Source organism: Fictibacillus iocasae (genome assembly GCF_042665465.1).
Lineage (GTDB): Bacteria > Bacillota > Bacilli > Bacillales > Fictibacillaceae > Fictibacillus > Fictibacillus iocasae.
Window position 1 is genome coordinate 156,069 of sequence record NZ_JBHTCP010000004.1, and the last position, 22,040, is coordinate 178,108.

At 43.8% G+C, this 22,040-nt stretch carries 24 protein-coding genes and 1 tRNA gene; 8 read left to right on the plus strand and 17 right to left on the minus strand.

What is annotated here, in order from left to right:
- Window positions 1-17: 17 nt before the first annotated feature.
- The 9 genes from ACFQPF_RS03060 to ACFQPF_RS03100 all read right to left on the minus strand — a co-directional run bounded on the left by ACFQPF_RS03060 (window position 18) and on the right by ACFQPF_RS03100 (window position 6,513).
- A complete protein-coding gene (locus ACFQPF_RS03060) occupies window positions 18-1,958 on the minus strand; it encodes a phospholipase D-like domain-containing protein (RefSeq protein ID WP_379746343.1) in 1,941 nt (646 codons plus the stop codon).
- A 414-nt stretch (window positions 1,959-2,372) separates the two neighbouring features.
- A complete protein-coding gene (locus ACFQPF_RS03065; RefSeq protein WP_379746346.1) occupies window positions 2,373-2,633 on the minus strand; it encodes a hypothetical protein in 261 nt (86 codons plus the stop codon).
- A gap of 98 nt (window positions 2,634-2,731) precedes the next feature.
- Window positions 2,732-3,553, minus strand: coding sequence for an ammonia-dependent NAD(+) synthetase (gene nadE, locus ACFQPF_RS03070; RefSeq protein WP_379746349.1), 822 nt, complete (start codon window positions 3,551-3,553; stop codon window positions 2,732-2,734).
- A gap of 111 nt (window positions 3,554-3,664) precedes the next feature.
- On the minus strand, window positions 3,665-4,036 hold the full coding sequence (gene kapB / locus ACFQPF_RS03075) for a kinase-associated lipoprotein KapB (RefSeq protein ID WP_379746352.1): 372 nt from the start codon (window positions 4,034-4,036) through the stop codon (window positions 3,665-3,667).
- Window positions 4,011-4,337 carry a hypothetical protein gene (locus tag ACFQPF_RS03080; RefSeq protein ID WP_379746515.1) on the minus strand — a complete coding sequence of 109 codons (327 nt, stop codon included), beginning with the start codon at window positions 4,335-4,337 and terminating at the stop codon, window positions 4,011-4,013. Before ACFQPF_RS03080 ends, kapB begins: the two co-directional genes overlap by 26 nt.
- Window positions 4,338-4,558: 221 nt before the next feature.
- Window positions 4,559-5,473 carry an oxygen-dependent tRNA uridine(34) hydroxylase TrhO gene (trhO, locus tag ACFQPF_RS03085; protein WP_379746355.1) on the minus strand — a complete coding sequence of 305 codons (915 nt, stop codon included), beginning with the start codon at window positions 5,471-5,473 and terminating at the stop codon, window positions 4,559-4,561.
- A 135-nt stretch (window positions 5,474-5,608) separates the two neighbouring features.
- A tRNA-Arg gene (locus tag ACFQPF_RS03090) sits at window positions 5,609-5,683 on the minus strand.
- A 72-nt stretch (window positions 5,684-5,755) separates the two neighbouring features.
- Complete coding sequence (locus tag ACFQPF_RS03095) at window positions 5,756-6,133, minus strand: DUF2203 family protein (protein WP_379746358.1); 378 nt, start codon at window positions 6,131-6,133, stop codon at window positions 5,756-5,758.
- A 98-nt stretch (window positions 6,134-6,231) separates the two neighbouring features.
- Window positions 6,232-6,513 (minus strand): hypothetical protein, encoded by a 282-nt coding sequence (locus ACFQPF_RS03100; RefSeq protein ID WP_379746361.1) that lies wholly within the window; start codon window positions 6,511-6,513, stop codon window positions 6,232-6,234.
- Between the two features lie 273 nt (window positions 6,514-6,786).
- Between ACFQPF_RS03100 and ACFQPF_RS03105 the strand changes: the two genes are divergently transcribed.
- A complete protein-coding gene (locus ACFQPF_RS03105; protein ID WP_379746365.1) occupies window positions 6,787-8,232 on the plus strand; it encodes an amidase family protein in 1,446 nt (481 codons plus the stop codon).
- A gap of 32 nt (window positions 8,233-8,264) precedes the next feature.
- On the opposite strand, the gene ltaE is transcribed toward ACFQPF_RS03105, so the two are convergent.
- Window positions 8,265-9,299, minus strand: coding sequence for a low-specificity L-threonine aldolase (ltaE, locus tag ACFQPF_RS03110; protein WP_379746368.1), 1,035 nt, complete (start codon window positions 9,297-9,299; stop codon window positions 8,265-8,267).
- Between the two features lie 21 nt (window positions 9,300-9,320).
- Window positions 9,321-10,628, minus strand: a complete 1,308-nt coding sequence (locus ACFQPF_RS03115; RefSeq protein WP_379746371.1) for an MDR family MFS transporter — start codon at window positions 10,626-10,628, stop codon at window positions 9,321-9,323.
- A gap of 181 nt (window positions 10,629-10,809) precedes the next feature.
- Here ACFQPF_RS03115 and ACFQPF_RS03120 point away from each other — a divergent pair, with 181 nt between their 5' ends.
- Window positions 10,810-11,094 carry a YciI family protein gene (locus tag ACFQPF_RS03120; protein ID WP_379746374.1) on the plus strand — a complete coding sequence of 95 codons (285 nt, stop codon included), beginning with the start codon at window positions 10,810-10,812 and terminating at the stop codon, window positions 11,092-11,094.
- A gap of 34 nt (window positions 11,095-11,128) precedes the next feature.
- Here ACFQPF_RS03120 and ACFQPF_RS03125 read toward each other — a convergent pair whose 3' ends face one another.
- Complete coding sequence (locus tag ACFQPF_RS03125) at window positions 11,129-11,410, minus strand: hypothetical protein (RefSeq protein WP_379746377.1); 282 nt, start codon at window positions 11,408-11,410, stop codon at window positions 11,129-11,131.
- Complete coding sequence (locus tag ACFQPF_RS03130) at window positions 11,403-12,188, minus strand: class I SAM-dependent methyltransferase (protein ID WP_379746380.1); 786 nt, start codon at window positions 12,186-12,188, stop codon at window positions 11,403-11,405. The genes ACFQPF_RS03125 and ACFQPF_RS03130 overlap by 8 nt, the downstream gene beginning before the upstream one ends.
- A gap of 96 nt (window positions 12,189-12,284) precedes the next feature.
- Between ACFQPF_RS03130 and ACFQPF_RS03135 the strand changes: the two genes are divergently transcribed.
- The 3 genes from ACFQPF_RS03135 to ACFQPF_RS03145 all read left to right on the plus strand — a co-directional run bounded on the left by ACFQPF_RS03135 (window position 12,285) and on the right by ACFQPF_RS03145 (window position 15,566).
- On the plus strand, window positions 12,285-14,474 hold the full coding sequence (locus tag ACFQPF_RS03135; RefSeq protein WP_379746383.1) for an MMPL family transporter: 2,190 nt from the start codon (window positions 12,285-12,287) through the stop codon (window positions 14,472-14,474).
- Window positions 14,475-14,554: 80 nt separating this feature from the next.
- Entirely contained in the window at window positions 14,555-15,139 is a 585-nt protein-coding gene (gene plsY / locus ACFQPF_RS03140; RefSeq protein ID WP_379746386.1) for a glycerol-3-phosphate 1-O-acyltransferase PlsY, read from the plus strand.
- A 232-nt stretch (window positions 15,140-15,371) separates the two neighbouring features.
- Window positions 15,372-15,566: a YjcZ family sporulation protein gene (locus ACFQPF_RS03145; RefSeq protein WP_379746390.1), complete on the plus strand. Its 195-nt coding sequence runs from the start codon at window positions 15,372-15,374 to the stop codon at window positions 15,564-15,566.
- A gap of 142 nt (window positions 15,567-15,708) precedes the next feature.
- Here the strand turns inward: ACFQPF_RS03145 and ACFQPF_RS03150 are convergent, their stop codons facing one another.
- From ACFQPF_RS03150 to ACFQPF_RS03165, 4 genes are all read right to left on the minus strand, one after another.
- Window positions 15,709-16,446 carry an exonuclease domain-containing protein gene (locus tag ACFQPF_RS03150; RefSeq protein ID WP_379746393.1) on the minus strand — a complete coding sequence of 246 codons (738 nt, stop codon included), beginning with the start codon at window positions 16,444-16,446 and terminating at the stop codon, window positions 15,709-15,711.
- Complete coding sequence (locus tag ACFQPF_RS03155) at window positions 16,427-17,470, minus strand: putative nucleotidyltransferase substrate binding domain-containing protein (protein ID WP_379746396.1); 1,044 nt, start codon at window positions 17,468-17,470, stop codon at window positions 16,427-16,429. The genes ACFQPF_RS03150 and ACFQPF_RS03155 overlap by 20 nt, the downstream gene beginning before the upstream one ends.
- Window positions 17,471-17,529: 59 nt before the next feature.
- Entirely contained in the window at window positions 17,530-18,825 is a 1,296-nt protein-coding gene (locus ACFQPF_RS03160) for an ammonium transporter (RefSeq protein ID WP_379746399.1), read from the minus strand.
- Between the two features lie 326 nt (window positions 18,826-19,151).
- Window positions 19,152-19,577: a BrxA/BrxB family bacilliredoxin gene (locus tag ACFQPF_RS03165; protein ID WP_379746402.1), complete on the minus strand. Its 426-nt coding sequence runs from the start codon at window positions 19,575-19,577 to the stop codon at window positions 19,152-19,154.
- 99 nt (window positions 19,578-19,676) lie between these two features.
- Here ACFQPF_RS03165 and ACFQPF_RS03170 point away from each other — a divergent pair, with 99 nt between their 5' ends.
- The 3 genes from ACFQPF_RS03170 (at window position 19,677) to ACFQPF_RS03180 (ending at window position 21,985) form a co-directional block, all read left to right on the plus strand.
- Window positions 19,677-20,327, plus strand: a complete 651-nt coding sequence (locus ACFQPF_RS03170) for an SDR family oxidoreductase (RefSeq protein WP_379746405.1) — start codon at window positions 19,677-19,679, stop codon at window positions 20,325-20,327.
- Entirely contained in the window at window positions 20,324-20,752 is a 429-nt protein-coding gene (locus ACFQPF_RS03175) for an SDR family oxidoreductase (RefSeq protein WP_379746408.1), read from the plus strand. Before ACFQPF_RS03170 ends, ACFQPF_RS03175 begins: the two co-directional genes overlap by 4 nt.
- 90 nt (window positions 20,753-20,842) lie before the next feature.
- Window positions 20,843-21,985 carry an MGDG synthase family glycosyltransferase gene (locus tag ACFQPF_RS03180; RefSeq protein ID WP_379746411.1) on the plus strand — a complete coding sequence of 381 codons (1,143 nt, stop codon included), beginning with the start codon at window positions 20,843-20,845 and terminating at the stop codon, window positions 21,983-21,985.
- The last annotated feature ends 55 nt before the right edge of the window (window positions 21,986-22,040 follow it).

A 22,040-nucleotide genomic window follows, 5' to 3' on the forward strand; every position in this document is an offset into this window, starting at 1 on the left:
CGCTTAAAGAAAAAACATTATTGCACCGTTCCGCCTGCCTGCTGAAAACGCGCCAGGAACTCTTGTTTGAACTGGTTCGTGATGCTCGCGTCGTGAATCCAAAGCGAGTTCTCATCGTTCACATCATTCCCGTTTGTGCTCCAGTTCGTCGATCCTGTGATGACGGTCGGATCACTCGCTGTGTCCGTATCGATAATCATATATTTATGGTGATGCTTGCGGACTTCATTGTCGCTGTAAACCGGTGCCGGGTTCTTCCATCTCGTGTTCGGGTTGTTCGTGCTCGTCTGTGTAGCTGTTCTGCCGGTCATGTCAACAGACGCGGACCACCACATGTTCCAGTACGACGATTCGAACACCCCTTTCAGATCAAAGCCTGTAAGCGATCCTTGCATATCCTGCGCTGACCCTTCCCACTTCATTTTTAGTGCATCCACAAGTTCTTGGTCACTCCATGCGAAAATGCTGAAATACGTGTTATAGTTCGCTTCGTTCGTGACAGTTTGGACCATTTTCGGAACAGCGTTGTCGCCAGGTGAGAAATAAACCTCTACTGTCCGCCCGCCGATCGTAAGTGTATGGGGTGTGTTATCGGTTTTGCGCGATCCAAAATTCGATACATCTGTGTTTGGTGCAAGCGTGCCAGATCCCCACATTTCATCAAACTCTGTTTTATAGATGGTAGCCAGCTGCGGAGAGTTGATCTCGACCGAGTGGTTCGTGTTGCCGTCCAGAATGCCAGCTGCTCTGTTTTCATCCGTACCGTAAAGACCTGATGTCGTAAAATTCCAGCTTCCTGTATACACCCATCTGCCATCGATGATCAAAAATTTATTGTGCATCTGGTCATCTGGTGCATAATAGCTGTTCGCTGCCTTTGACTCTCCATCTACCATGAAATGCCCGGTTTGTGCGGACGAACCAATGGTTACAGTGCGTGATGAAAAGTCATTGTATCCTGTTACTGGCAGTCCAAGGTCAGCTCGCTTTGTTTCATTCTCTACAGCAAACATCGCCGAATCAGCTAAAATTTCTGAATCGTCCGCTGTGTTCAGCTGTCCGTCGTTTCCTCGCAGCAGCTTTTCAAGATACATACGCATCAATTCGTATCGTTCGTCATGCTCTGGATCGCTCGGAGGCTTGGCATCAGCGATCATCCTCACCTTCACTCCTGAAGCCGCTTTATCCATCAGCGCCTTCACAACATTAGGAAGGTTGATCTCATATGTCGCAATATCTATAGAAGAGGTAGCAGAATTAATTCGGTTGATCAAACGATTTTCAAGGTTCACATGATAGTTCGCCGCGTTACCAGGTGATGCGTATTGCGGGAGCGCTGATTTGTTGAAATAGATGTTGATCGCACCTTCATTATTGTTCACTTGATTCAACTGCTCTGGCTGACCGTTAGAAGTGGACTCCATATAGCCCGGGGTTCCAAAACCTGTGTCATACCCTGCAGACGATGTTTTCCATGCGTTTGCATTTGTTCCTGAAAGCGTGATATCTTTTCGGACCATCGTTGCTTTAGAAGCCGCATCACCCGCATGCCATTTATCCACAGAATCGATCGCAGCATTGGAACTGTTTGTGAGCGTAAGTGACTCTGCGGTGTTAGATAATGCCCCCGTATAAATCTGGTCGGCTTTTACACCTGTCACGGTATTATCATCTGTTCTCTCCAAAAGAAACGTCTTTCCTGCACCAATGCTTCCCTTTAAAGCGACGGATGGTGTCCCGTCCGCTGATGCTAGCTTCCAGCCTGTAAGATCAATGGCTGCGTTCGTCGGATTATACAGTTCGATCCATTCATCGTTCGCATCTGCTGTTGTGCCCATCCAGGCGATTTCTGAGATAACAGGCGCATTAGCTGCTGCATGCACGTTCTGTGATGGTGCTATTTTCGGGATTAAGGCGGCTGCAGCCAATACTGCGGCCATGCTTGCTTTCCATTTCATGAAGTATTCTTCTCCTTTTTTCCTAGCTAAGTTGGTGACTCCACGAAAAATCATAGCACAGGAAATTCGACAGAAACCGACTGATTTTAGATTGTAAACAAAGTTAGTGCTTTGTCTCTGTGTTAAGACGTCTGACAATATGGAGAAAGGTTTTTTTATAAAATATTCGTTAATTTATTTAGGTCAATGGATACATATCAGGGTGTACTGCCAGCCTATTCAGCAGGGCTCAAGATTATCGACGCGCAAACATATAGAAAACTTGGCTGACACCATGCCTTTATGTCACCCTTAGTTGCCCTTATACTTTTTTCCTAAACTTTTTGATGGCTCGAATTCCTTCCCTGCTAAAAAGCTATAGATTTAAAGTGTAAAAAAAGACAGCCAGGACACCATCGTCCAGCTGCCATTCTATTAAGGCTGTTTCACTTCTTCGACTTTAGTCACTTTGTCTTTTGGAATCGTGACAATGTACACTTTTCCTTTCACTTTCACTTGAAAGGTGTCATTGTACTGCTCTTTGAGTTTCTCATCCACTTCAAAATCACTCTTGAAGTGCTGCCCGATTGCGTTTAATTTTTCTTTTCGAATGTTCTCACGCGAAATCGTATTGTAAACAAAATAAATTAAAAAACATAATCCGACTGAGATCACAATCTTAGCTGTCTTACTCAATTTAATGGTCCCCATTTCACTTATGTATTCAATAATGCTTCATCGTAAGTATACAATAGAACAAAAGAAAAAACACCCAGACAAAGTCGGAGTGCTTTCTATTTCCACCACTGATCGTGAATGCTAGGCGGCAGATGGCGTTTATGTTCTGTGACCGTGTAGCGGTTTTCAATCTTACTCTTTGCTTCTGGCGACACCTCTTTGCCTTCTAAGAAGTCATCAATTTCTTCGTAAGTAACCCCAAGGGCTGTCTCATCAGGCAATAGCGGCTTATCGTCTTCAAGATCTGCAGTAGGCACTTTTAAGTATAGCCTCTTTGGGGCACCAAGTTCTTTTAACAATGACCGTCCCTGACGTTTATTCAGCCCGTAAAGCGGAATAATATCACATGCACCGTCCCCATGCTTCGTGAAGAAACCTGTTACTGCTTCTGCTGCATGATCTGTACCAATCACAAGGCAACCGAATGCAGCCCCGACATCGTATTGCACCTTCATTCGCTCACGTGCTTTAATGTTTCCTTTTTGAAATGGACTGAGTGCTGTTCCAGTCGCTTCTAAAAAGCTTTCATAAGAAGCATCCACAGCTGGTTTGATGTTAATGCTAAAGGTTTGATCAGCCTTTATAAACGAAAGGGCGAACTGCGCATCATCTTCGTCTTTTTGTGTACCGTATGGCAGCCTGACCGCATAAAAGGTGTATTTCTCTCCCGTTTCTTCTCGCAGTTCCTCCACAGCAAGCTGTGCGAGTCGTCCCGCAAGCGATGAGTCCTGTCCTCCGCTGATACCAAGGACAAAGCCTTTTGCACCCGATTTTTTTACATAGTTCTTTAAAAAATCAATACGGCTGCGGATCTCGTGATTTGGATCTACTTCAGGCTTCACACATAATTCTCTAATTATCTCGAATTGAGTCGCCATATATCTCCCGCCTTTTTAAAAATTGGTATTCGTTATCCTTCCCTTATGCAGGGTAAAGAAAACATATGTAAGGATTTGTTACAATAATTGATTAGTGTACTAAAAAAAGCATTAAGAATCAAACAAACCATAATCTCGTTTTAACTGACTCAAACATAGTAATGACCGTTCTGCAAAATCATCGCCTATCTTTTTAAGTTCTTCTTCTTGTTCTCTTAATGCTTGCCGCAAAGACACACGGTAATCAGGAACCTGGCCTTCAAAGGGTTTAACAGTATGCTCTGGCACCCAGGTACGCTCGCCTGGACTAAGCGCCCTTCTTTCTTGAAAAAACGGGACATCAGCTTGTTTCGGGTTATGCAGATCGCCTTGCATCGGGTGTTTTACTACTGCCAGAATGTTAATCAGCACGCGCCCGTTCTTTTTATCCTCTTGTTCCCCTACATATATCCCTGTTTTATAGATCGCTTTGACGGGTGTCAAGAGTCCCACTCCCTTTCTTAGCAGTTTGTAAGACCATGTGTGCGAGGTCGTCGTTTCCAAAAAGAGAGAGGACGCCAGCAACCGTGCTACAGTCAATATATTCTGCTTCTTCTTTTGAGACCGTTTGTTCGAGCATATGCATTACATAATCATTTTTCGTTTGATCTGGGTAGACAGACAAATACAAGGATTTCGGGTCAATCCCCTCATTCACACACCATTGCGCAAAAACGAGGATCATCATCCCTTCATCTTTTTTATAATTTTCGACGATTTGATCTCCTATTTGGTCTTTCATGATCTCTTCACCTCTTTCTTCTCCTGAATGTATCATAACATGAATCGTTTCTAGAAAAAGTTAAAGTCCAATTTCATGCATTCCGGTATAGTAAGAAAATTTGGTTGACGCCAAACCCTTCACGTCAGTTTTAGTCGCATTGGTCATTCATTCCTAAACTTTTTCACTGCGTCAAACTACTTTCTTAACGTGCAAAAAAACCAGCATAAGCTGGTTTTTAAGGTTTACGCTTTTAATTCTTCTTGGTATCGGTTTCTCGGATGATCGCGGCATTCGTCCGTGCAAGAGCGTTTTACTTTTGGTTCACATTCCTCGCAGCATACGTGCTGGCGGTTGCACTCTGGATTAGCACAGTTTACGTAACGGTCTTCCGTTTTGCCGCAATAATAGCATTTCGCGATCACGATGTCTTCTTCCGTACGGTTAACGGGAACAGAGATTCGTTCATCGAACACATAGCATTTTCCGTCCCATAGACGTCCCTTTACTTCTTCGTCTTTACCGTATGTGACGATTCCCCCTTCAAGCTGGGCTACATCCTTGAAGCCTTCTTTGATCAGAAAGCCGGAGAACTTTTCACATCGGATGCCGCCGGTGCAATACGTCAAAATTTTCTTGTCTTTGTGCTCAGCCAGATTTTCGCGGACCCATTGAGGAAAATCACGTGATGCTGTCACTTCAGGACGGATAGCGCCGCGAAAATGGCCAATGTCATATTCATAGTAATTACGCCCGTCAATAACGATTACATCTTCTTCTTGAAGAGCATCATGAAATTCTTTTGGACTGAGGCGTTTACCTGTTATTTCGTTAGGGTTCACATCGTCTTCAAGACGCCATGTGACAAGTTCTTTTTTGTGGCGGACAAACATCTTTTTGAAAGCATGTCCTTCCACTTCATCGATTTTATATACCATGTCAGCAAACCGCGGATCTTGTTTCATGTGTTCCATATATTGTTCCGTCTGTTCAAACGTCCCTGAAACGGTCCCGTTGATCCCTTCTGCTGCTACAATAATTCTTCCTTTTAAACCAAGTTCTTTACAGAATTTCAAGTGTTCGTCTTTAAAGGATTCAGGATCTTCAATCAGAGTATACTTGTAATAAAGTAGAACTCGATAAGGCATCTTTTCTGTCATCTTAACCACCAACCTGCAACGTTAGTATTTTAGGCTTTTTAAAAGGTGAAAGCCAATAAACCTTTTCATCACAAATAAAAAACCACCGGAATGTCCCGTGGCCTATGCCTCATGAATCGGCAATTACAATATATTTGGCGCGCCCACCAGGATTCGAACCCAGAATACGAGAGCCGAAATCTCGTGTGATATCCATTTCACTATAGGCGCTTACTGCCGTCACGAGTAATATCATAACCCAATATTTACATCGTTGGCAAGTGTTTTTTTGTTTTTCATTAACTAATTAATGAGGCTCGTGTATTCAGCCTTTTCTAAGCTGCTTTCAAGATAGGATATGACACAAGCTTCTTCAGGCGTCCACCTGAAAAAACCAGCCTTCCCGTCCACGATCGCCGGAAAGCGTATGACAGCTTCTTCTAAGTCTTCAAACATGACGCCTAGGGACAAAATATTATGGATGCAATGCTCAGCTTGCATCTCCATTGCGCGAAAATGCTCTTCCCAATGTTCCGCATCGCTTTCGGTCATATATAGCTGCATACCTTGAAACTCTTCATAATCTTTTTCAAAGACATATTGAATGTTTTCAAGTGTTTCTAATTCTCTTGAAATAACCGGGAGAAGCTGGTTCGCTTCTTCAAGGGTAAATACTTTCATTCAGCACACAATCCCCCATCTGTTTCATCGCACATGTTCTATTATATCAACCAATAGAACGCTTGGCACGAAAAAACCTTTTGGCGTGTTCCAAAAGGTCAGCTGGTTTGATACTGCTTTGCTGCACTGTTCAAATCCAAATAAAATGAACGAACAGTATCATCCTCGAGCAGTTCACAAAAGTCAAGGCGGTATTCAGAGCTGCGAAGAATCTGGCAAGCCATATCATTTGATCCTTTAGCCAGAAGCAGCTTAATAGTCAGAATTTTATCTCTTTTTGACTTCAAATGAAACTTGGTGATGAACAGCATGATTCTATCATTTTCTGTGAACTCATGCTCTTTTCTTTTTTTGAGTGAAATGCGCGATACTGTTTTCATAGTCTGCACGCTCCTCTTTCATCTTCTTATCACCATTATTATTCAAGAATCTGAGAATTATACTTGTCCTGAAATGAAAAACTAGTTTTTCTTTTTAAGAGATTGTACAAAATGGGAGTTAAACTTACGGACGCAAGCTAGTATGCATGCCATAACCGTACAAAATAAGAAAATGGTCCTGAATTATGTTTTCTTCATATGTTTTGAAAATTCCTTTTTTTGCGACAGTTATTTATACTAATAATGTGCTTTTTTGAAAAGGGAGGGCTAACTATGGAGGAAACGAAAGAAATTTTGCTTGAAGAAGCGACGATCGATCATATTCAGTCTCTTTTTGGCGAAGGGAAATTGTCGTCAAAAGAATTGACAATGTATTATCTTAAACGCATTGCGGAACTGGATAAGAACGGGCCTCACATCAACGCCGTAATCGAAATTAATCCAGATGCTTTATTCATCGCAGAAGCGATGGATAAGGAAAGAAAAGAAGGAAAAGTAAGAAGTGCCTGGCATGGCATTCCTGTCCTACTTAAAGATAATGTCAACACGGACGACGCGATGCACACATCGGCAGGATCACTGGCCATGGTTGGAAATTATGCTGCAAAGGATGCACATGCAGCTGCCATTCTCAGGAAATCCGGAGCAGTGATTCTCGGTAAAACGAATTTGACAGAATGGGCAAACTTCATGGCGCTTCACATGCCTAACGGCTACAGTTCACGCGGCGGCCAAGTTCAAAATCCATATGGCAGCCAATTCGATGTAAGCGGCTCAAGTTCAGGATCAGCGGCTGCTGTATCTGCGAATTTCTGCATGGCAGCGGTAGGCACGGAAACTTCCGGTTCGATTGTATGCCCTGCTTCATCAAACAGCATCGTCGGCATTAAGCCAACCGTTGGCCTCGTGTCACGGCAAGGAATCATCCCGATCTCCTCCTCACAGGATACAGCGGGGCCGATGGCCAGAACAGTGAAGGATGCGGCACTATTGTTAGAAATACTTGCCGGAGTAGATCAAGCAGATCCAGCTACGTGGAAGCAGCCTGAATCAATTGAATTGACAAGCGGTATCGAAACAGCGTCATTGGTCGGGCTTCGGATCGGAATCAGCGAAGATTATTTCTTTAAACCGTTAAACGACTCTCAGAAAAAACTGTTCGAACGCACGCTCAACGTGCTCGAATTAGATGGAGCTACTATCGTTAAGCTGCGAGAGATCTCTCCGCTTGAAAACGAAGACTGGGATTACAACGTACTGCTGCATGAGTTTAAAAGCGGAATCAACGCCTATTTAAGTAAAAACAATGCCCGTCTTTCCAGCTTGAAAGAAATCATAGAATTCAATAATAACCAAGCAGAGTCTGCTCTTTTGCATGGACAAGAGCTTCTTCTTGCCAGCGAAAAAACGAGCGGAACGTTAACTGAACCGGCCTATTTAAACGCAAGGCTAAACGATCTTAATAAATCGCAAAATCTAGGGATCGACAAATCCATGGCAGAATATAGCCTGGATGCCATCGTTTATCCTACAAACGTGTGGTACGGCATACCGGCTAAAGCAGGCTATCCGTCCATTTCTGTACCGGCTGGATTTGAAGAAAACGGCACTCCGTTCGGCATATCATTTTGTGCTGAAGCTTTCTCTGAGAAAAAGCTGGTCCGTATCGCCTACGCTTTTGAACAGGCAACTCATCACAGAAAAGCACCGAAACTATAAACGATCATGAAATATAAAAATCCAGTGAGCCATCAAGCTCGCTGGATTTTTAAGATGTTATTGATTTTTTGAAGAGTCTGCTGGATGTCTGATTCACTAACATCATAGTGGGTGGTGAAGCGAATAACGTCTTCACCAAACGCAACAGCAAGGATACCTTCTTTTTTTAGAGCCTCTAAAATATGGCCATTTGTCTGGTTTAATGCTGAAACATCCACAAGAACGATATTGGTATCCACCTCGTTTACAACGCTCAGACCATGAATTTCTCGGATGCCCTCTGCCAGCATCTTTGCGTGAATATGATCTTCTGTCAATCTCTCAGCCATTTTCGTTATCGCAATGATTCCAGGAGCAGCAAGAATACCAGTCTGCCTCATCCCGCCCCCAAGACGCTTGCGCCATTTTCTTGCTTTCTTGATTGTTTCTGCGCTACCTGCAAGAACGGAACCTGCCGGCGCCCCCAGCCCTTTGGAAAGACAAAGAGAAACCGTGTCACTGCACGATGCCAGGTCTTCTGCAGAACAGCCGAGCGCTGCTGCAGCATTAAACAATCTTGCACCGTCTAAATGCACCTTTACTTCAAAGGAAGAAGCTGTTTCATACACACTTCGCATTTGCTGGTATGGAATAGCACGCCCGCCTGCACGGTTATGCGTGTTTTCTAGACAGATTAAGGAGGTGTCAGGAAAATGGATATCATCACTACGAATCGCACGTTTCAGACTGTCAAGACTGAATGCTCCTCCTATACCTTTGATCGTCCTCATTTGAACACCTGCAAGCGCTGAAGCCGCTCCACCCTCGTAATAAAACAAGTGTGAATCACGCTCCATAATAATCTCATCTCCTGGAGAGGTTTGAGCAAGCACCGCAAGCTGGTTGCCTTGTGTGCCGCTCGTTACAAAAAGAGCGGCTTCCTTTCCAAGCACGTGGGCTGCAATTTCTTCTAGTTTATTGACTGTAGGATCTTCACCGTATACATCGTCTCCCACTTCCGCCTCAAACATGGCCAGACGCATCTCCTGTGTTGGCTTAGTAACGGTATCGCTTCTCAAATCTATCATACTCTCACTCCTTTCTTTTTATCAAGCTTGCTGAACAGCCTCACCATCGCCTTTAAGATTTCTAATTTTAGCATCTTTTGCCCATTTATCGAGAGACAGGTAGACAAAACCAGCCGCAAGACAACCAATTCCAAGAACCGTAAGCAATACATGCCCCAGCTTTTCATCCATTAAAAAACCTGCCGCAATCGGACCGAGCGCTCCCCCTGCTATCCATTGCAGACTGGCAGCTCCCATATAGGTTCCTCTTAAATGTTCAGGGCTGATATTGGCAACGAACGTCATCTGAACTGGAGAAAGCAGCATTTCGCCTAAAGTATAGAGCCCATAGACGATCAGCAATATCGTAAGAACAGGCCAAAACGGTACATCATACTCGAAAAAAAATAAAGGAAGCCAGCCAACCGCGATAAGTCCGAATCCAAAAAATAACGATCCGTAGAGCATCACGCGGCCCAGCTGCCGTGATGAGGCCCAGCTCGAAAGCGCAAATTGAAACAATACAACAAGCGTGCCATTAAAGGCCATCAGGTAGGGGTAAGGATTTTGAATATCCAAAAGGTGAGTCATATGCTGGTCGAAATGAAGGGGCAGCATCCCTTCGGTCTGGGAAAACCCCATCGAAAACACAATGCCTGTCACGATAAACAAGAAAAGAATCCTGTCTTTAAAAACAACTGCAAAAATAGAAGGGAGCTTTTCCTCGCTCTTTTGCTTTACTAACGGTGAAAGTGTGGCATCACCAAGCTTCGGAAGCGTTTCTTTAATAAATATAGCTACCACGATCGTGTAAAGGAAAATAGCTGCGGCACCGATCATGAACACTGCCGTTTTAGAAAGGACCACAATAGAGGCCCCTAGCAGCGGACCGATTGCCGCGCCAATGTTATGTCCCATCCGCAGCAAGCCATAAGCCTCGGTCCTCCCTGCTTCGTCTGTCACATCTGCGACCATCGCAGATGCTGCAGGATGAAACAAAGAATTAAAGAGTCCGAACAGCCAAGAGAGAATTAAAAAAGGATAAAATCCTTCAAAAAATATGAACCCTGTCATCACGATCCCGTTTCCTAGCATGGAAACGACCATGACCGGTTTTCGGCCATACTTATCCGCTAGCCTGCCGCCTATCAGCGATCCAAAAACGCCTGCGATCGGGCCCATCGCCATCACGATGCCAATTTGCCAAAAATAATCGACTTTATCTTTCATATACAGGGCGAAAAACGGCATAAGCATCATCATCGCGATGCCGTTAATGGACTCACCGACAAAACGGATCCAAATGTTCCGGTCCATTTTTTTATACGCTTGCATCGTATTCTTTAACATCTAACTGTCCTCATCTTCAATTTTATCCATACATTCCCATTATGTCATACTAGTTGCATCATTCGCTATATAAAAACGAATGTAATACAATGATGTTGCTGACAAAGCACGATCATATTCACCCCTTTTAAGCTTGCTGTTAGCAGATTTCTTGTTCAATCAAAAAGAAGGAGCGATAACGATGAACTATTATGCTGTATTTCTGCCCATGAAAGATGAAGAAAAGAGTACTCAGTACCGCGATGCTCACCTTACGTACCTTGAAAAACTTTATGCACAAGGCCAAATTCTTACATACGGCCGGTTCTCGGATGGTTCAGGCGGACTCGTCGTCTACAAGGCCCCTGATCTCGAAACCGCTCAAAAGCTTGCAGCGGGGGACCCGTTTATCACGATGGGTGCGAGAGACATGGAAGTGAAAGAATGGGTATTAAACGAAAGCACGTTGAATCATTTTTCAGTGTAGGAAAGAGCCGCGTCCGGAAAGGCGCGGCTCTTTTTCATGTGTGCTTCTCTTCCACATATCGTATAAACCCTATTCTAGCTCCTTCATGCGTGATCAATCGTTTTATGGTATTTGCGTCTGATAACGGGCCGTCTTTTTTAAAACCGTCAATCACCATCTTATTTTCCGGATCGCTGTATAAAGCGATAAACCATTCCTGCATTTCGAGCTCTTTTAATGCGGCAGATGGATCAGGTTCAGGTATCCGCAGCACATGCTTTTTGATCCCTTGCAAAACGAGGGCGATGGCTAGAATGATGAGCATAAGGCTAAACATCGGACTGCTCCTTTTCAATCGTTCCATACCAGAACTTTGAAGAACGAGGGATGACGTTAAAGTGATGCTCTTTAAACAACGGGCTCACACGGTTCTCCTTTAAGACTACCCTTTTTTTGGCAACACGGCATGCTTCCTCTATCGCTTCTTTTGTAAGACATGAATAAGATGCCACCGTTTTTAGTCCGCTTAGACCAGCGGATTCATGAATGGTGCTCTCAAACATCGGATCAAAATACACGATGTCATAGCTTTCATTTGGAAGGCTTCTCAATATTTCTAAGTGGTTCCCAGACAGAACGCGCACACGCCGCATCGCGTCATCCATCTCTTTAATACCTGTCTCCCATATTGAGAGGCCGGATGTTACGATCATCCTGACAGCCTCGCTCTCCTCAATGCCGATGACCTTGCCGGCTGGACCGGCTGCAAGGCTGGCCATCGTACTGTCTGAGCCTAAACCGAGAGTGCAGTCTAAAAAAGAACTGCCTGGCTGAATTTTCGCTGCCTTAATTAGCGGATCCCCCTCTCCTCTGAGCCACTGCTTGGCACGGAACATAGAAGAATTTGGATGAAAGAAAAATGGCTCATCACTGTGAAGCGCGTGATAGACCGTTTTGTTTTTTCCGATCATGACCACATCATCGTTATGTTGTTCTTTTAATGTTTGAATAGAATCTCTGCCTCGGTTCACGAATCGTGCTTGTATAGCAGCCGCCGCAGAGCGGGCCTTTTCAATTAAACCTGCATTGAATTTTCCAGCCGTTGTTACAATCATAATTTTCTCACCTAAATGTTTTATTTGTATGAATTTGCATGAATAGGAAAATGTTTTTAAAATAAGTAAAGACAGGTTATTGAAAGGGAGGAAAACATGAAATCCAATTCCACATTGCTTCGTTTCGGAAGGTTTGTCTTTACTTACCGCAAATCTATTATAACCTTTTGGATCATTTTTGCGATGGCTTTATCACTACTTGCCGTCCGCCTTCCCAGCGTTCTCTCTGGAAGTGGTTTTACGATGGATGGCTCTTTCACCAAGACGGAGAACATATTGCAGGATAAATTCGGACGCCCTAAATCATCAGTAATCATCGTGTTTGATTCTTCCATCCATCAGCCCAAAGACACTGTATACAAAGAATATGTGAAGAAAACGATGGACAATTTGAAAAAGGTTCAAGATGCGGTTGAATTTCAGTCGCCTTATGACAACTCCACACTGTCCATGTCAAAAGGAAATCTCTCCTATGCCACGATTGGCTTTGATAAAGGCTTCGACAACGTTCAGCCATCATTGGTGGAGATTAAAAAAAAGCTCAAAGATGAAAACGGCATGACGGCTGTCCTTACAGGAGGCCCTGTCATCGCTGATGATATGAACAAAGCAAGCCAGCAGGACCTGGCGCGGGCAGAAGCGATCGGCATTCCAGCTGCTCTCATCATCTTGCTATTGGCGTTCGGCTCTTTAGCAGCCGCATCGCTGCCAATTATCATCGGTGTGATGAGCGTCGCCTGTTCACTTGGATTGTTGTACCTGTTCAGAGGAGATGCCGGTCTGTCGATCTTTCTATTGAATGTCGTTCCGATGATCGGACTGGCTCTCGGAATCGATTTTGCACTCTTGCTCGTCAACCGGTTTCGTGAAGAATTAATAAAAGGAACAGAAACAGCCGTTATCATTTCCATCGCTACAGCCGGACGGTCTATCGCTTTCTCAGGTCTATGTGTGTTTTTAGGACTTTCGGGAATGCTGCTCATCGATATCGACATCTTTAAAACAGTTGCTCTTGGCGGAATGGTTGTTGTCGTCTTGTCGGTCATTGCTGCGGTTACGTTCCTGCCTGCTCTTCTTGGGGTAATAGGTGAAAAGATCAATGCCTTTACCGTTTTTAAAGCAGCAAAATCCAGTAAAAGCGTTTGGCATAACTTTGCAGCTTTTGTTATGAAACGCCCTGTAATTATGGCCACTTTGGCGATTTTGGTTCTAAGTGCAGCCTTGATCCCGATCTTCCGCTTAACATTATCGATTCCTGAAGCAGAAGCTCTCCCAAAACATTACGAATCTAGAATAGCTTTTGAAAGATTCGAGGAAAGCTTCGGTAAAAAAGAGCTCTATCCGGTCACCTTTGTTTTGCAAACCGAGAAGCCATTTTTGAAGGACGAAGAAGCGTTAAATCAATTAAACGAACTGCACAGCAGAATAAAAGAAGAACGCATCGTAAGCCGTACTGAATCCATCTTCTCTTTTGCCGAAAACCCAGGAACCCTTCTTTCTGCCTACCAAATACCTGAGAGCAGGAAACAGCTTGAACCAGCAGTCCAACAGTTCATTTCAGGAGATACAGCTTTGTTCTACGTTTATCTGAATGTGAATATTACAGGACGCGAAGCACAGCAATTCGTGCGGGAATGGGAAGAGGATTACGGTGATCTTAAGGTGACAGTAGGCGGGGTCTCAAAATTCAACCAAGAAATCTTTGACGAGATCATACAAAAAATGCCCTACGGACTTGCTGTAGTGCTAATGACAACCTTCTTTATCTTAATGGCCGCTTTCCGTTCACTGTTTATACCGATAAAAGCCATTTTGATGAACATTCTGAGTCTTTCTGCGACGTTTGGCATTCTAGTGTATATTTTTCAAAGCGGCCATATTTACGAGCCTGCCGACATCGCCCTCATGATTCCCGTGTTCACATTTGGAATTGTGTTCGGTCTTAGCATGGATTATGAAGTGTTTCTTATTTCGAGAATTCAAGAAGTGTACGCAGAAACAGGTGACAATGATCAAGCTACGCTTATCGGCCTCACCTCAACCTCTAAGATTATCACTTCCGCAGCTGCGATTATGATTGTCATTACCGGTTCGTTCGCGTTCACAGACGTAATGCCTGTCAAACAGATCGGCATCGCTATCGCGCTTGCGATCTTGCTTGACGCCACCGTTGTCCGGATGGTTCTTGTTCCCTCCCTAATGAAGCTTCTTGGTGATTACAACTGGTATTTACCTTTTGCGAAAAATAAAAGGATACCAGTAAGCCAGCATCGAAAGGGAAAATAGCAAAAAAAAAATAGAAATAGGAATTGTTTGCGGAATTTCATATAATAGATGTATCAGCAAGGTCTTATTAGGGGGATTTTATGGAAAATGCGTTCATTCTGCTCGCTTCCTATCTGCTCGGTTCTATTCCGTTTGCGCTAATTGTCGGTAAATGGGGCTACGGCATTGATATTCGGAAGCACGGGAGCGGCAATTTAGGGGGAACCAATACGTTCCGAACACTAGGAAAAAAAGCAGGATTTATTGTGTCGGTTGCCGATGTGTTAAAAGGGACACTCGCTGCCGCTCTGCCCTACCTGCTTCAAATCGACATGCATCCGCTTATCGCCGGCATTCCGGCAGTGATCGGCCATTGTTATCCTGTATTCGCAAAATTTAAAGGAGGCAAAGCAGTCGCCACTTCAGGCGGTGTCCTTCTTCTGCATGAACCTGTCATTTTTCTTATACTCGTTGTCGTGTTTTTCCTAACACTGTATGTAACCAAATATGTTTCTCTTTCTTCTATATCGGCAGGTGTGTTTTCAGTCGTATTTAGTATGATTTTTACAGAAGACAAGCTGACTGTCATTCTCATGGCGGGATTTGCCCTTTTTCTCATATACAGGCACCGTGCTAACATTGTAAGAATTTACAAGAAAACAGAACCCAAAGTTACATGGATATAACGATAGCTCCTTTAGCAGGAGCTTTTTTTTGATCCAGCGGCGCTGATGTAAGGTAAACACTCCAACTTTTTCAAGTTCATTCTTCTAGATAGTGAAAAATAGGCTCTTCCCCTAAACATGTACAGGCGAATTCACCAAAAACTCCGCATTTGTCCCGGGTCAACAAGGCGGTTACCTACATATGTTGTATTGTGCTAATCACATAATACTTACACATTTGGAGGGACAAAGAATGGATAACAAGAAAATGAATATGCCATATGCCAACGAAAACATGAAGCCGGTAGCCAATATGCCGATCTATCATCATGGTCACCACCACCATCATTGCGGTTACGGCTGCGGCTTCACCATTATCGTCGTTCTCTTTATCTTGCTTGTCATCATCGGAGCAACTGTGTATTACAAAGACGGCGACGAGTGCTAATTTTGCTTTAAAAAAAAAAAAAAGACTGACAAAAGCTCCGGCTTTCTGGTCAGTCTTTTTTACAATTAAAGATGGTGTAACTTTTTAGTCAACAAGAGTAGGAATGGAGTATGATCGCAGCTAGTGCTGACACGTTTCTCTCTTATACCAGTAATCGATGAAAATCATTAAGCGTCTTTACTGATCGGGTATCACACTCTGAAAGGATGCATTCCCACAGTTTAACTGCAGCCTCTGCATCTCCAGCTGCCGTATGGCGGTCTTTTATTTCGAGCGAGAAGAAAGATAAAGCATCATCAAATGTAGAAAAATCTCTGCCCCGATACATCTTCTCCAAGATCATTTTCAAATCAAGAGAAGGGTTGGACAGCTTTCTTTTGACCGATTTCCATAAATGATGGTTAAGAAATGTCAGGTCATGCGAAATATGATAGCCTACTATAAGATGTGAGCTTAAGAGAGGGACTAAATCAGGCATAATCTCGATAAGTGGTGGGGCATCCAGCAGATCATTATCCGTAATCCCAGTTAACCTCTTTACATCCTCAGGAATTTTTTTTTCTGCTTTTATAAAAGTGGACAGTCTTTTTTCTTCATTTTTTCCCTCTAGCTTTATGGCGCATAGTGAAATCATCTCATCACCATGCTCTGGCCTGAAACCCGTTGTCTCTGAATCGATGATGATAACTGGCATCTCACATAAAAGAAGATTTTGTTCTTTTTTCTTTTTTGCGTTCTCTTTCATTACAGCCCGTATCCAAGCCTGTCTACTAAAATCGCTTTGAACTCCGCCCGGAACTTGATCACGCTTTATGCCGAGTGACAGGAGCTGATTGATCCATTGTTTGACCGTACCGCTGTCATTGCTCGGGTGCTTCACATTCACACCCCCTTCGCTTGAGAACTTTCTGCAATTTTTTTACGATCTTAAGTCCTTTTTTTAAAAGATGCGCATTCTCTTTCGTCAAACTCTCTAAATCTATATAATCTAGCGGAACTTTATGAAAAGGAGTAAACGCACTATTATTAAGCCTTAATAATAAAAACAGATCGAGGGCTGAGGTCAATTCTCGTCTCAAATACTCATCTATTATGCCACGCTGGCTAAGGCGTTCTAATCGTGTGTAGGTGTTCACTTCGTTTATGCCTGCCATCAAGCTCAAATATTTTACAGCAATAATCAGAGGGGCGTAAGCATGTATTTTAATATTGAATTTTCCCGCTTGGTTTCCATACCTTTCTGTAAAGATTTTGCCGAGCGGACTAAGCGGAACATGAAGGTTAGCCGCCGTTTCACGCATCTTGACCAATAGCTGTCCATCATTGCATAAAGTGAGTTTCCATTTTTCTTTTACTTTGTTTAGCAGACTTGCGTTTCCGTAGATAGGAATGACGTCAAGCAGGATATACGCATAACGAACATCTTCAAACACTATGGGTGGTATGTGTGAATCATTCCAAACGGTAGAAGCAAAGTTCCATCTCGGATTTGTCGCCATGACATTTCCGCTGCATAAAGGATAGCCTGCCTCTGCTAGATTTTTCACTCCAGCACTTGAAAACGAGACGACTTCCTCCTTCATAGTCCCCTCATCATAAAAAAGGCAGTTGTCCTGATCCGTTCTTACTGTCTGCTCTTCTCTGGCTCCGCTTCCCATCATCCCCCAGCAAAATCGATCGGTTTCCTTTATGTTCAGTTCGATCTCAGCCAGCTTGATTGCTTTGGATTTTATACTGTGATGCAAGCGGTTGATCTCTGTGAACAAGCCTCTTACTTCATGTAATTCCACTTGATAAACGATACGTTTCATATAACGGTCTATTTCTTCATGGGCGATTTTTAGCTCTGCAGGTTCAGTTGCGCTGCTGATGATTGATTGAATGTCATTTGCTTCCGTTTTCATCGGAAAACTCCTTAAAAGCCGAGGTGATTGTCTAATCACCTCGGCTTGATTCTTCTCATTTATTTTGCTTCTTTTAAAAGAGATGGATCAAGCTGTTCTGGGTAGCCGTATGAACCGTGTTCACTGATATCTAGTCCAGACAGTTCTTGTTCCGCACTGACACGGAGCCCAATCGTTCGTTTCAGTGCATACAGGATGAGGAACGAAACAGCTCCAACATATACAGCTGCACCAAGAACCCCCACAGTCTGCGTGATCAGCTGATCAAAGCCTCCCCCATACAACAAGCCTGCTTTGCCAATACCCGTAATTTCAACAAGTCTTGGAGAAGCGAACAGCCCAGTGGAGATCGTTCCCGCGATACCAGCGATTCCATGAACCGAAAATGCAAAAATGGGATCATCGATTCCTTTTCTTTCAAAATAAAGCGAAGTCCAAAACGTAAATGCACCCGCAAACGCACCGATGACGACAGCTGCCCATGGCTCAACAAATGCACATGCTGCGGTGATCGCCACTAAGGCAGCCAGAACGCCGTTCACCATTGCAGGTATATCGGCTTTTCCAGTGAGGACTTTCGCAGCAGCAATGGCAGCCAGCGCTCCTGCGGCAGCTGCAAGATTTGTTGTTAACGCGACATAACCAAAGAAACCGTCTCCAACAGCCATCGTGCTGCCGGCATTAAATCCGAACCAGCCTACCCATAGAAGAATTCCGCCTAAAACCGTATAAACCTGGTTATGGCCGGGAATAAGATTGGGTGTTCGGTCTTTGTTGAACTTTCCAATCCTTGGACCTAAAAGCATGGTAGCAACAAGCGCTGCGACAGCTCCTTGAAGATGTACAACGGTCGAACCGGCAAAATCCTGCATTCCCATGGTTCCAAGCCATCCTCCGCCCCAAACCCAGTGGCCGATTACCGGATAGATCGCAACGGTAAACAATGTTCCAAATATAATGTACACCGATAATTTAGCACGTTCTGCAAAGCCCCCCCATGCAATAGCGAGCGATACTCCGACAAAACCTAATTGAAATAAAAACTTTAATGATAATGGCACGTTCGCCCAATCTAATGAGGAGAACGTTGACGAGCTGCTTTCATGAAGCAAAAATCCAGACGTCCCAATAATTGAATTACCTTCTCCAAACGTAATCGCAAATCCTGCCGCCCAAAAGGCAAGTGTCGCGATTGCAAAGCTGACAATCTGCTTTCCGGCCACATGCCCAGAATTTTTCATCCTTGTTGAGCCCGCTTCCAGCAAGGCGAACCCTGCCTGCATCCCGATCACCAAGATGGCAGCAACCATCACCCATAATGAATCCAGCGCCAAGTTTATTGCTTCTGCTTCCATGATAAAACCTCCCTATGTTATAAAAACTAACATCACTTAGTCATAATATATGACATAGGTTAAAAGACCGCAATAACTATTTTTTGAAAATTTCAAATCCGCTGTCTTTTTGAAAGGGTTTTCAATGCTGATGCAGAAGGAATGATAGCGGTTACTAAAAAATTAAAAAAATTGGCTGACGCTTTGCCTTTCAGTCAGCATTAGTTGCCCTTCACTTTTATTCCTAAACTTTTCGACTGCGTCAACTTCCTTCTCTGGTTTAAAGGCTATACTTCTTAAAGTACAAAAAAAATCCCTGGCCTATAATCAGGCCAGGGGAAAACGGATCAGCAGTTTTGATCATATGCAGTTAAAAGATTATCAAGGATCTCTTCGGGAGAATGGTTTTCAATATTATGACGGTGAATAAAGTGCACCACTTCACCATCCTTTAATAGTGCCATTGAAGGTGAAGAAGGCGGAATGTCTTCAAAGTATTGGCGGAATGCTGCTGTCGCTTCCTTATCCTGACCTGCAAACACGGTTGCGACATGCTCTGGCTTAACCGAATGATTAAGAGACGCTACTGCAACCGGTCTGGCAAGCCCCGCCGCACAGCCGCAAACAGAATTAATGACGACTAGCTTCGTCCCTTTCTTGTCCATAAACGCTGACACTTCATCAGGTGAGGTCAGTTCCTCGAAGCCAGCGCGTGTCAACTCTTCTCTCATCGGTCTTGCCATCTGTTTCATATATTCTTCATATGCGTTCATGTGTATAGCCTCCTATGAATAACTCTACCGATAGTATACAAAAAAATGAATGTCTTTTAAACCAATAGTACTGAAATATTAAAAAAGGGGGTGCTCACGGTGAATAATGTCTACTTTATTACAGGCTTTCCTGGTTTTCTCGCTACAAGGCTGCTTAAGGAACTGACGCTGCAGTACCCAAAGGCGCGGTATCGCCTTTTAGTGCTAGGTTCTGAATGGAAGGCCGCCTCTGCGGTCATCAAAGATATATGTCCTAGCGAATGTGATATAGAGCTCATACAAGGTGACATCACGAAAGCTGATCTTGGAATCGACCGTATTAAAGCTTCCTTGCTTCAACAGGAAGTATCACATGCCTTCCATCTGGCCGCACTTTATGATCTGACCGCATCGCGTGGTGCGTGTGAGGTGTTAAATGTACAGGGCACAAAGAATGTGACAGACTGGCTGAAGGCCTGCCCACTCTTGATGCGGTACAGTTATTTCAGCACCGCATACGTTTCCGGCAAAAGACAAGGCGTGATTAAGGAAGAAGAATTGATACAGCCAAACGAATTCCGGAATCATTATGAAGAAACAAAGTTTTTAGCAGAAAAAATCGTGCACGAAGCTAGATCACACATTCCTGTGACCATTTTTAGGCCAGGCATCGTAACGGGCGACTCGGAAAGCGGGGAGACACAGAAGTTTGATGGCCCTTATTACCTTCTAACCTTTTTAAAAAAGCTAAGATACTTTCCTGTCCTATGATCGGGAAAGGAACGGCAATCATTCATCTTGTGCCTTATGACTTTGTCATACGTTCTGCTGTCTATCTCACTCATCTCAAGGATGGTGAAAACAAGACGTATCATGTGATCAATCCTTCTCCACCTACGATAAAGGATGCGTTTGCTTCCTTGCTTTACGAGCTGCATGGCAAGAAAGCAAGGTTCACCATTCCTGTTTCAATTGCTTCGGCCGCAATAGGACCTAGGTTCATTCAAAGGCTTCTCGGCGTGCCGAAAGAGACACTTGATTATTTTAGCGGTCAGCACCTGTACGATTGCTCGGCATTGCTTGAGGACTTAAGGGGTTCAGGCATCAGCTGCCAACCTTTTCCTAAGCTCGCCCCAGCAATGGTTACCTTTTATAATGAACATGCTGATAACAAGAACTTTATGAAGTCCTTTTAAATAATCTTAATAAATCCTTCTTAGTTCCTTAAAATGCCGTTCACACTCCTTTGCTATAGTTGTGAAAAAGCAAAAAAGGAGGCGGTATGAATGGAAGAAACAAAACATGTCCTCATACTTACAGCGCGCTATGGAAATGGGCATTGCTCGGCAGCCGAGGCACTACAAGAAAGGCTCGAACTTGTTCAAGGATGCCGTGTAACCGTAATGGATCCATACTCCTCACTGCATCCTGCTTTTCATAAGGTGTCCGAGTTTTTTTATGTGCAGACATTTACAAAAGCCGTTCAGCTGTATAAATGGTTTTACTACGGAACGGGCAAACTGAACCATAAATCACCACTGTTAAAATTTATCATGGACCGTACTGCGGGCCAAATGCATGACATCGTCCGGAAACTTAAGCCAGATGCGATTATCAATACGTTCCCCATGCTCTTTGGCGGGACATTCCGTAAACAAACAGGCCTTGTGATACCGACCGTCAATGTTATCACAGATTATTGTCTTCATCCTTTATGGATGAATGAAGATGTTGACAAATATTATGTACCGACTGCTCAGGTGAAAGAAAAGCTCGTCTCTCACCGTGTTGACCAGGAGGATGTGCTCGTTACGGGCATACCTGTAAAAAAATCCTTTGAGAATGACATGTGCATCTACTCACATAACAGCGATAAGCCCAAAACGGTGAACAAGCTCATACTGCTTCTTGCCACTTCGGTTTCTATGTCAGACGCACGAGATTTTATTGACTGTAAGCATTCAAAGAATACAACCATCCAGGTGGTGACCGGTAAGAATGAGAAGCTGAAAAAGCAGCTGCTTGCGGTATATGCCGATCGCGAGGATGTTTTAATACAAGGTTTCGTTTCTCATATGGCTTCATTGATGAAAGAGGCGGATGTGATCGTGACAAAGCCTGGCGGTCTCACATTGACTGAAGCTGTGAACAGCCTTACCCCTCTTGTCCTGTTAAATCCCGTTCCTGGTCAGGAAAAGGAAAACGCACTATTTTTCGAAAAGTGGGGCTGTGCAAAAATAGCCCAACATTCGGCTGATGCCGCCATGATCAGCCAAGAACTTCTGTCAGATGAAGAAGAGTATCAGCGGATGAAAAAATGCTTGAACGACTTAATGGTTCCCGACTCTGCCGGAAAAATCGCCTTTGATGTCTGCTGCCTGATCGACAAGCCCATTTGGAACCACAACCCAATCAATGTCGCATTATAGTCTTATGTTGAAAGAGAAATCAGAAATCTTCATTCCCTCTTTTCCCGAAGCGAAA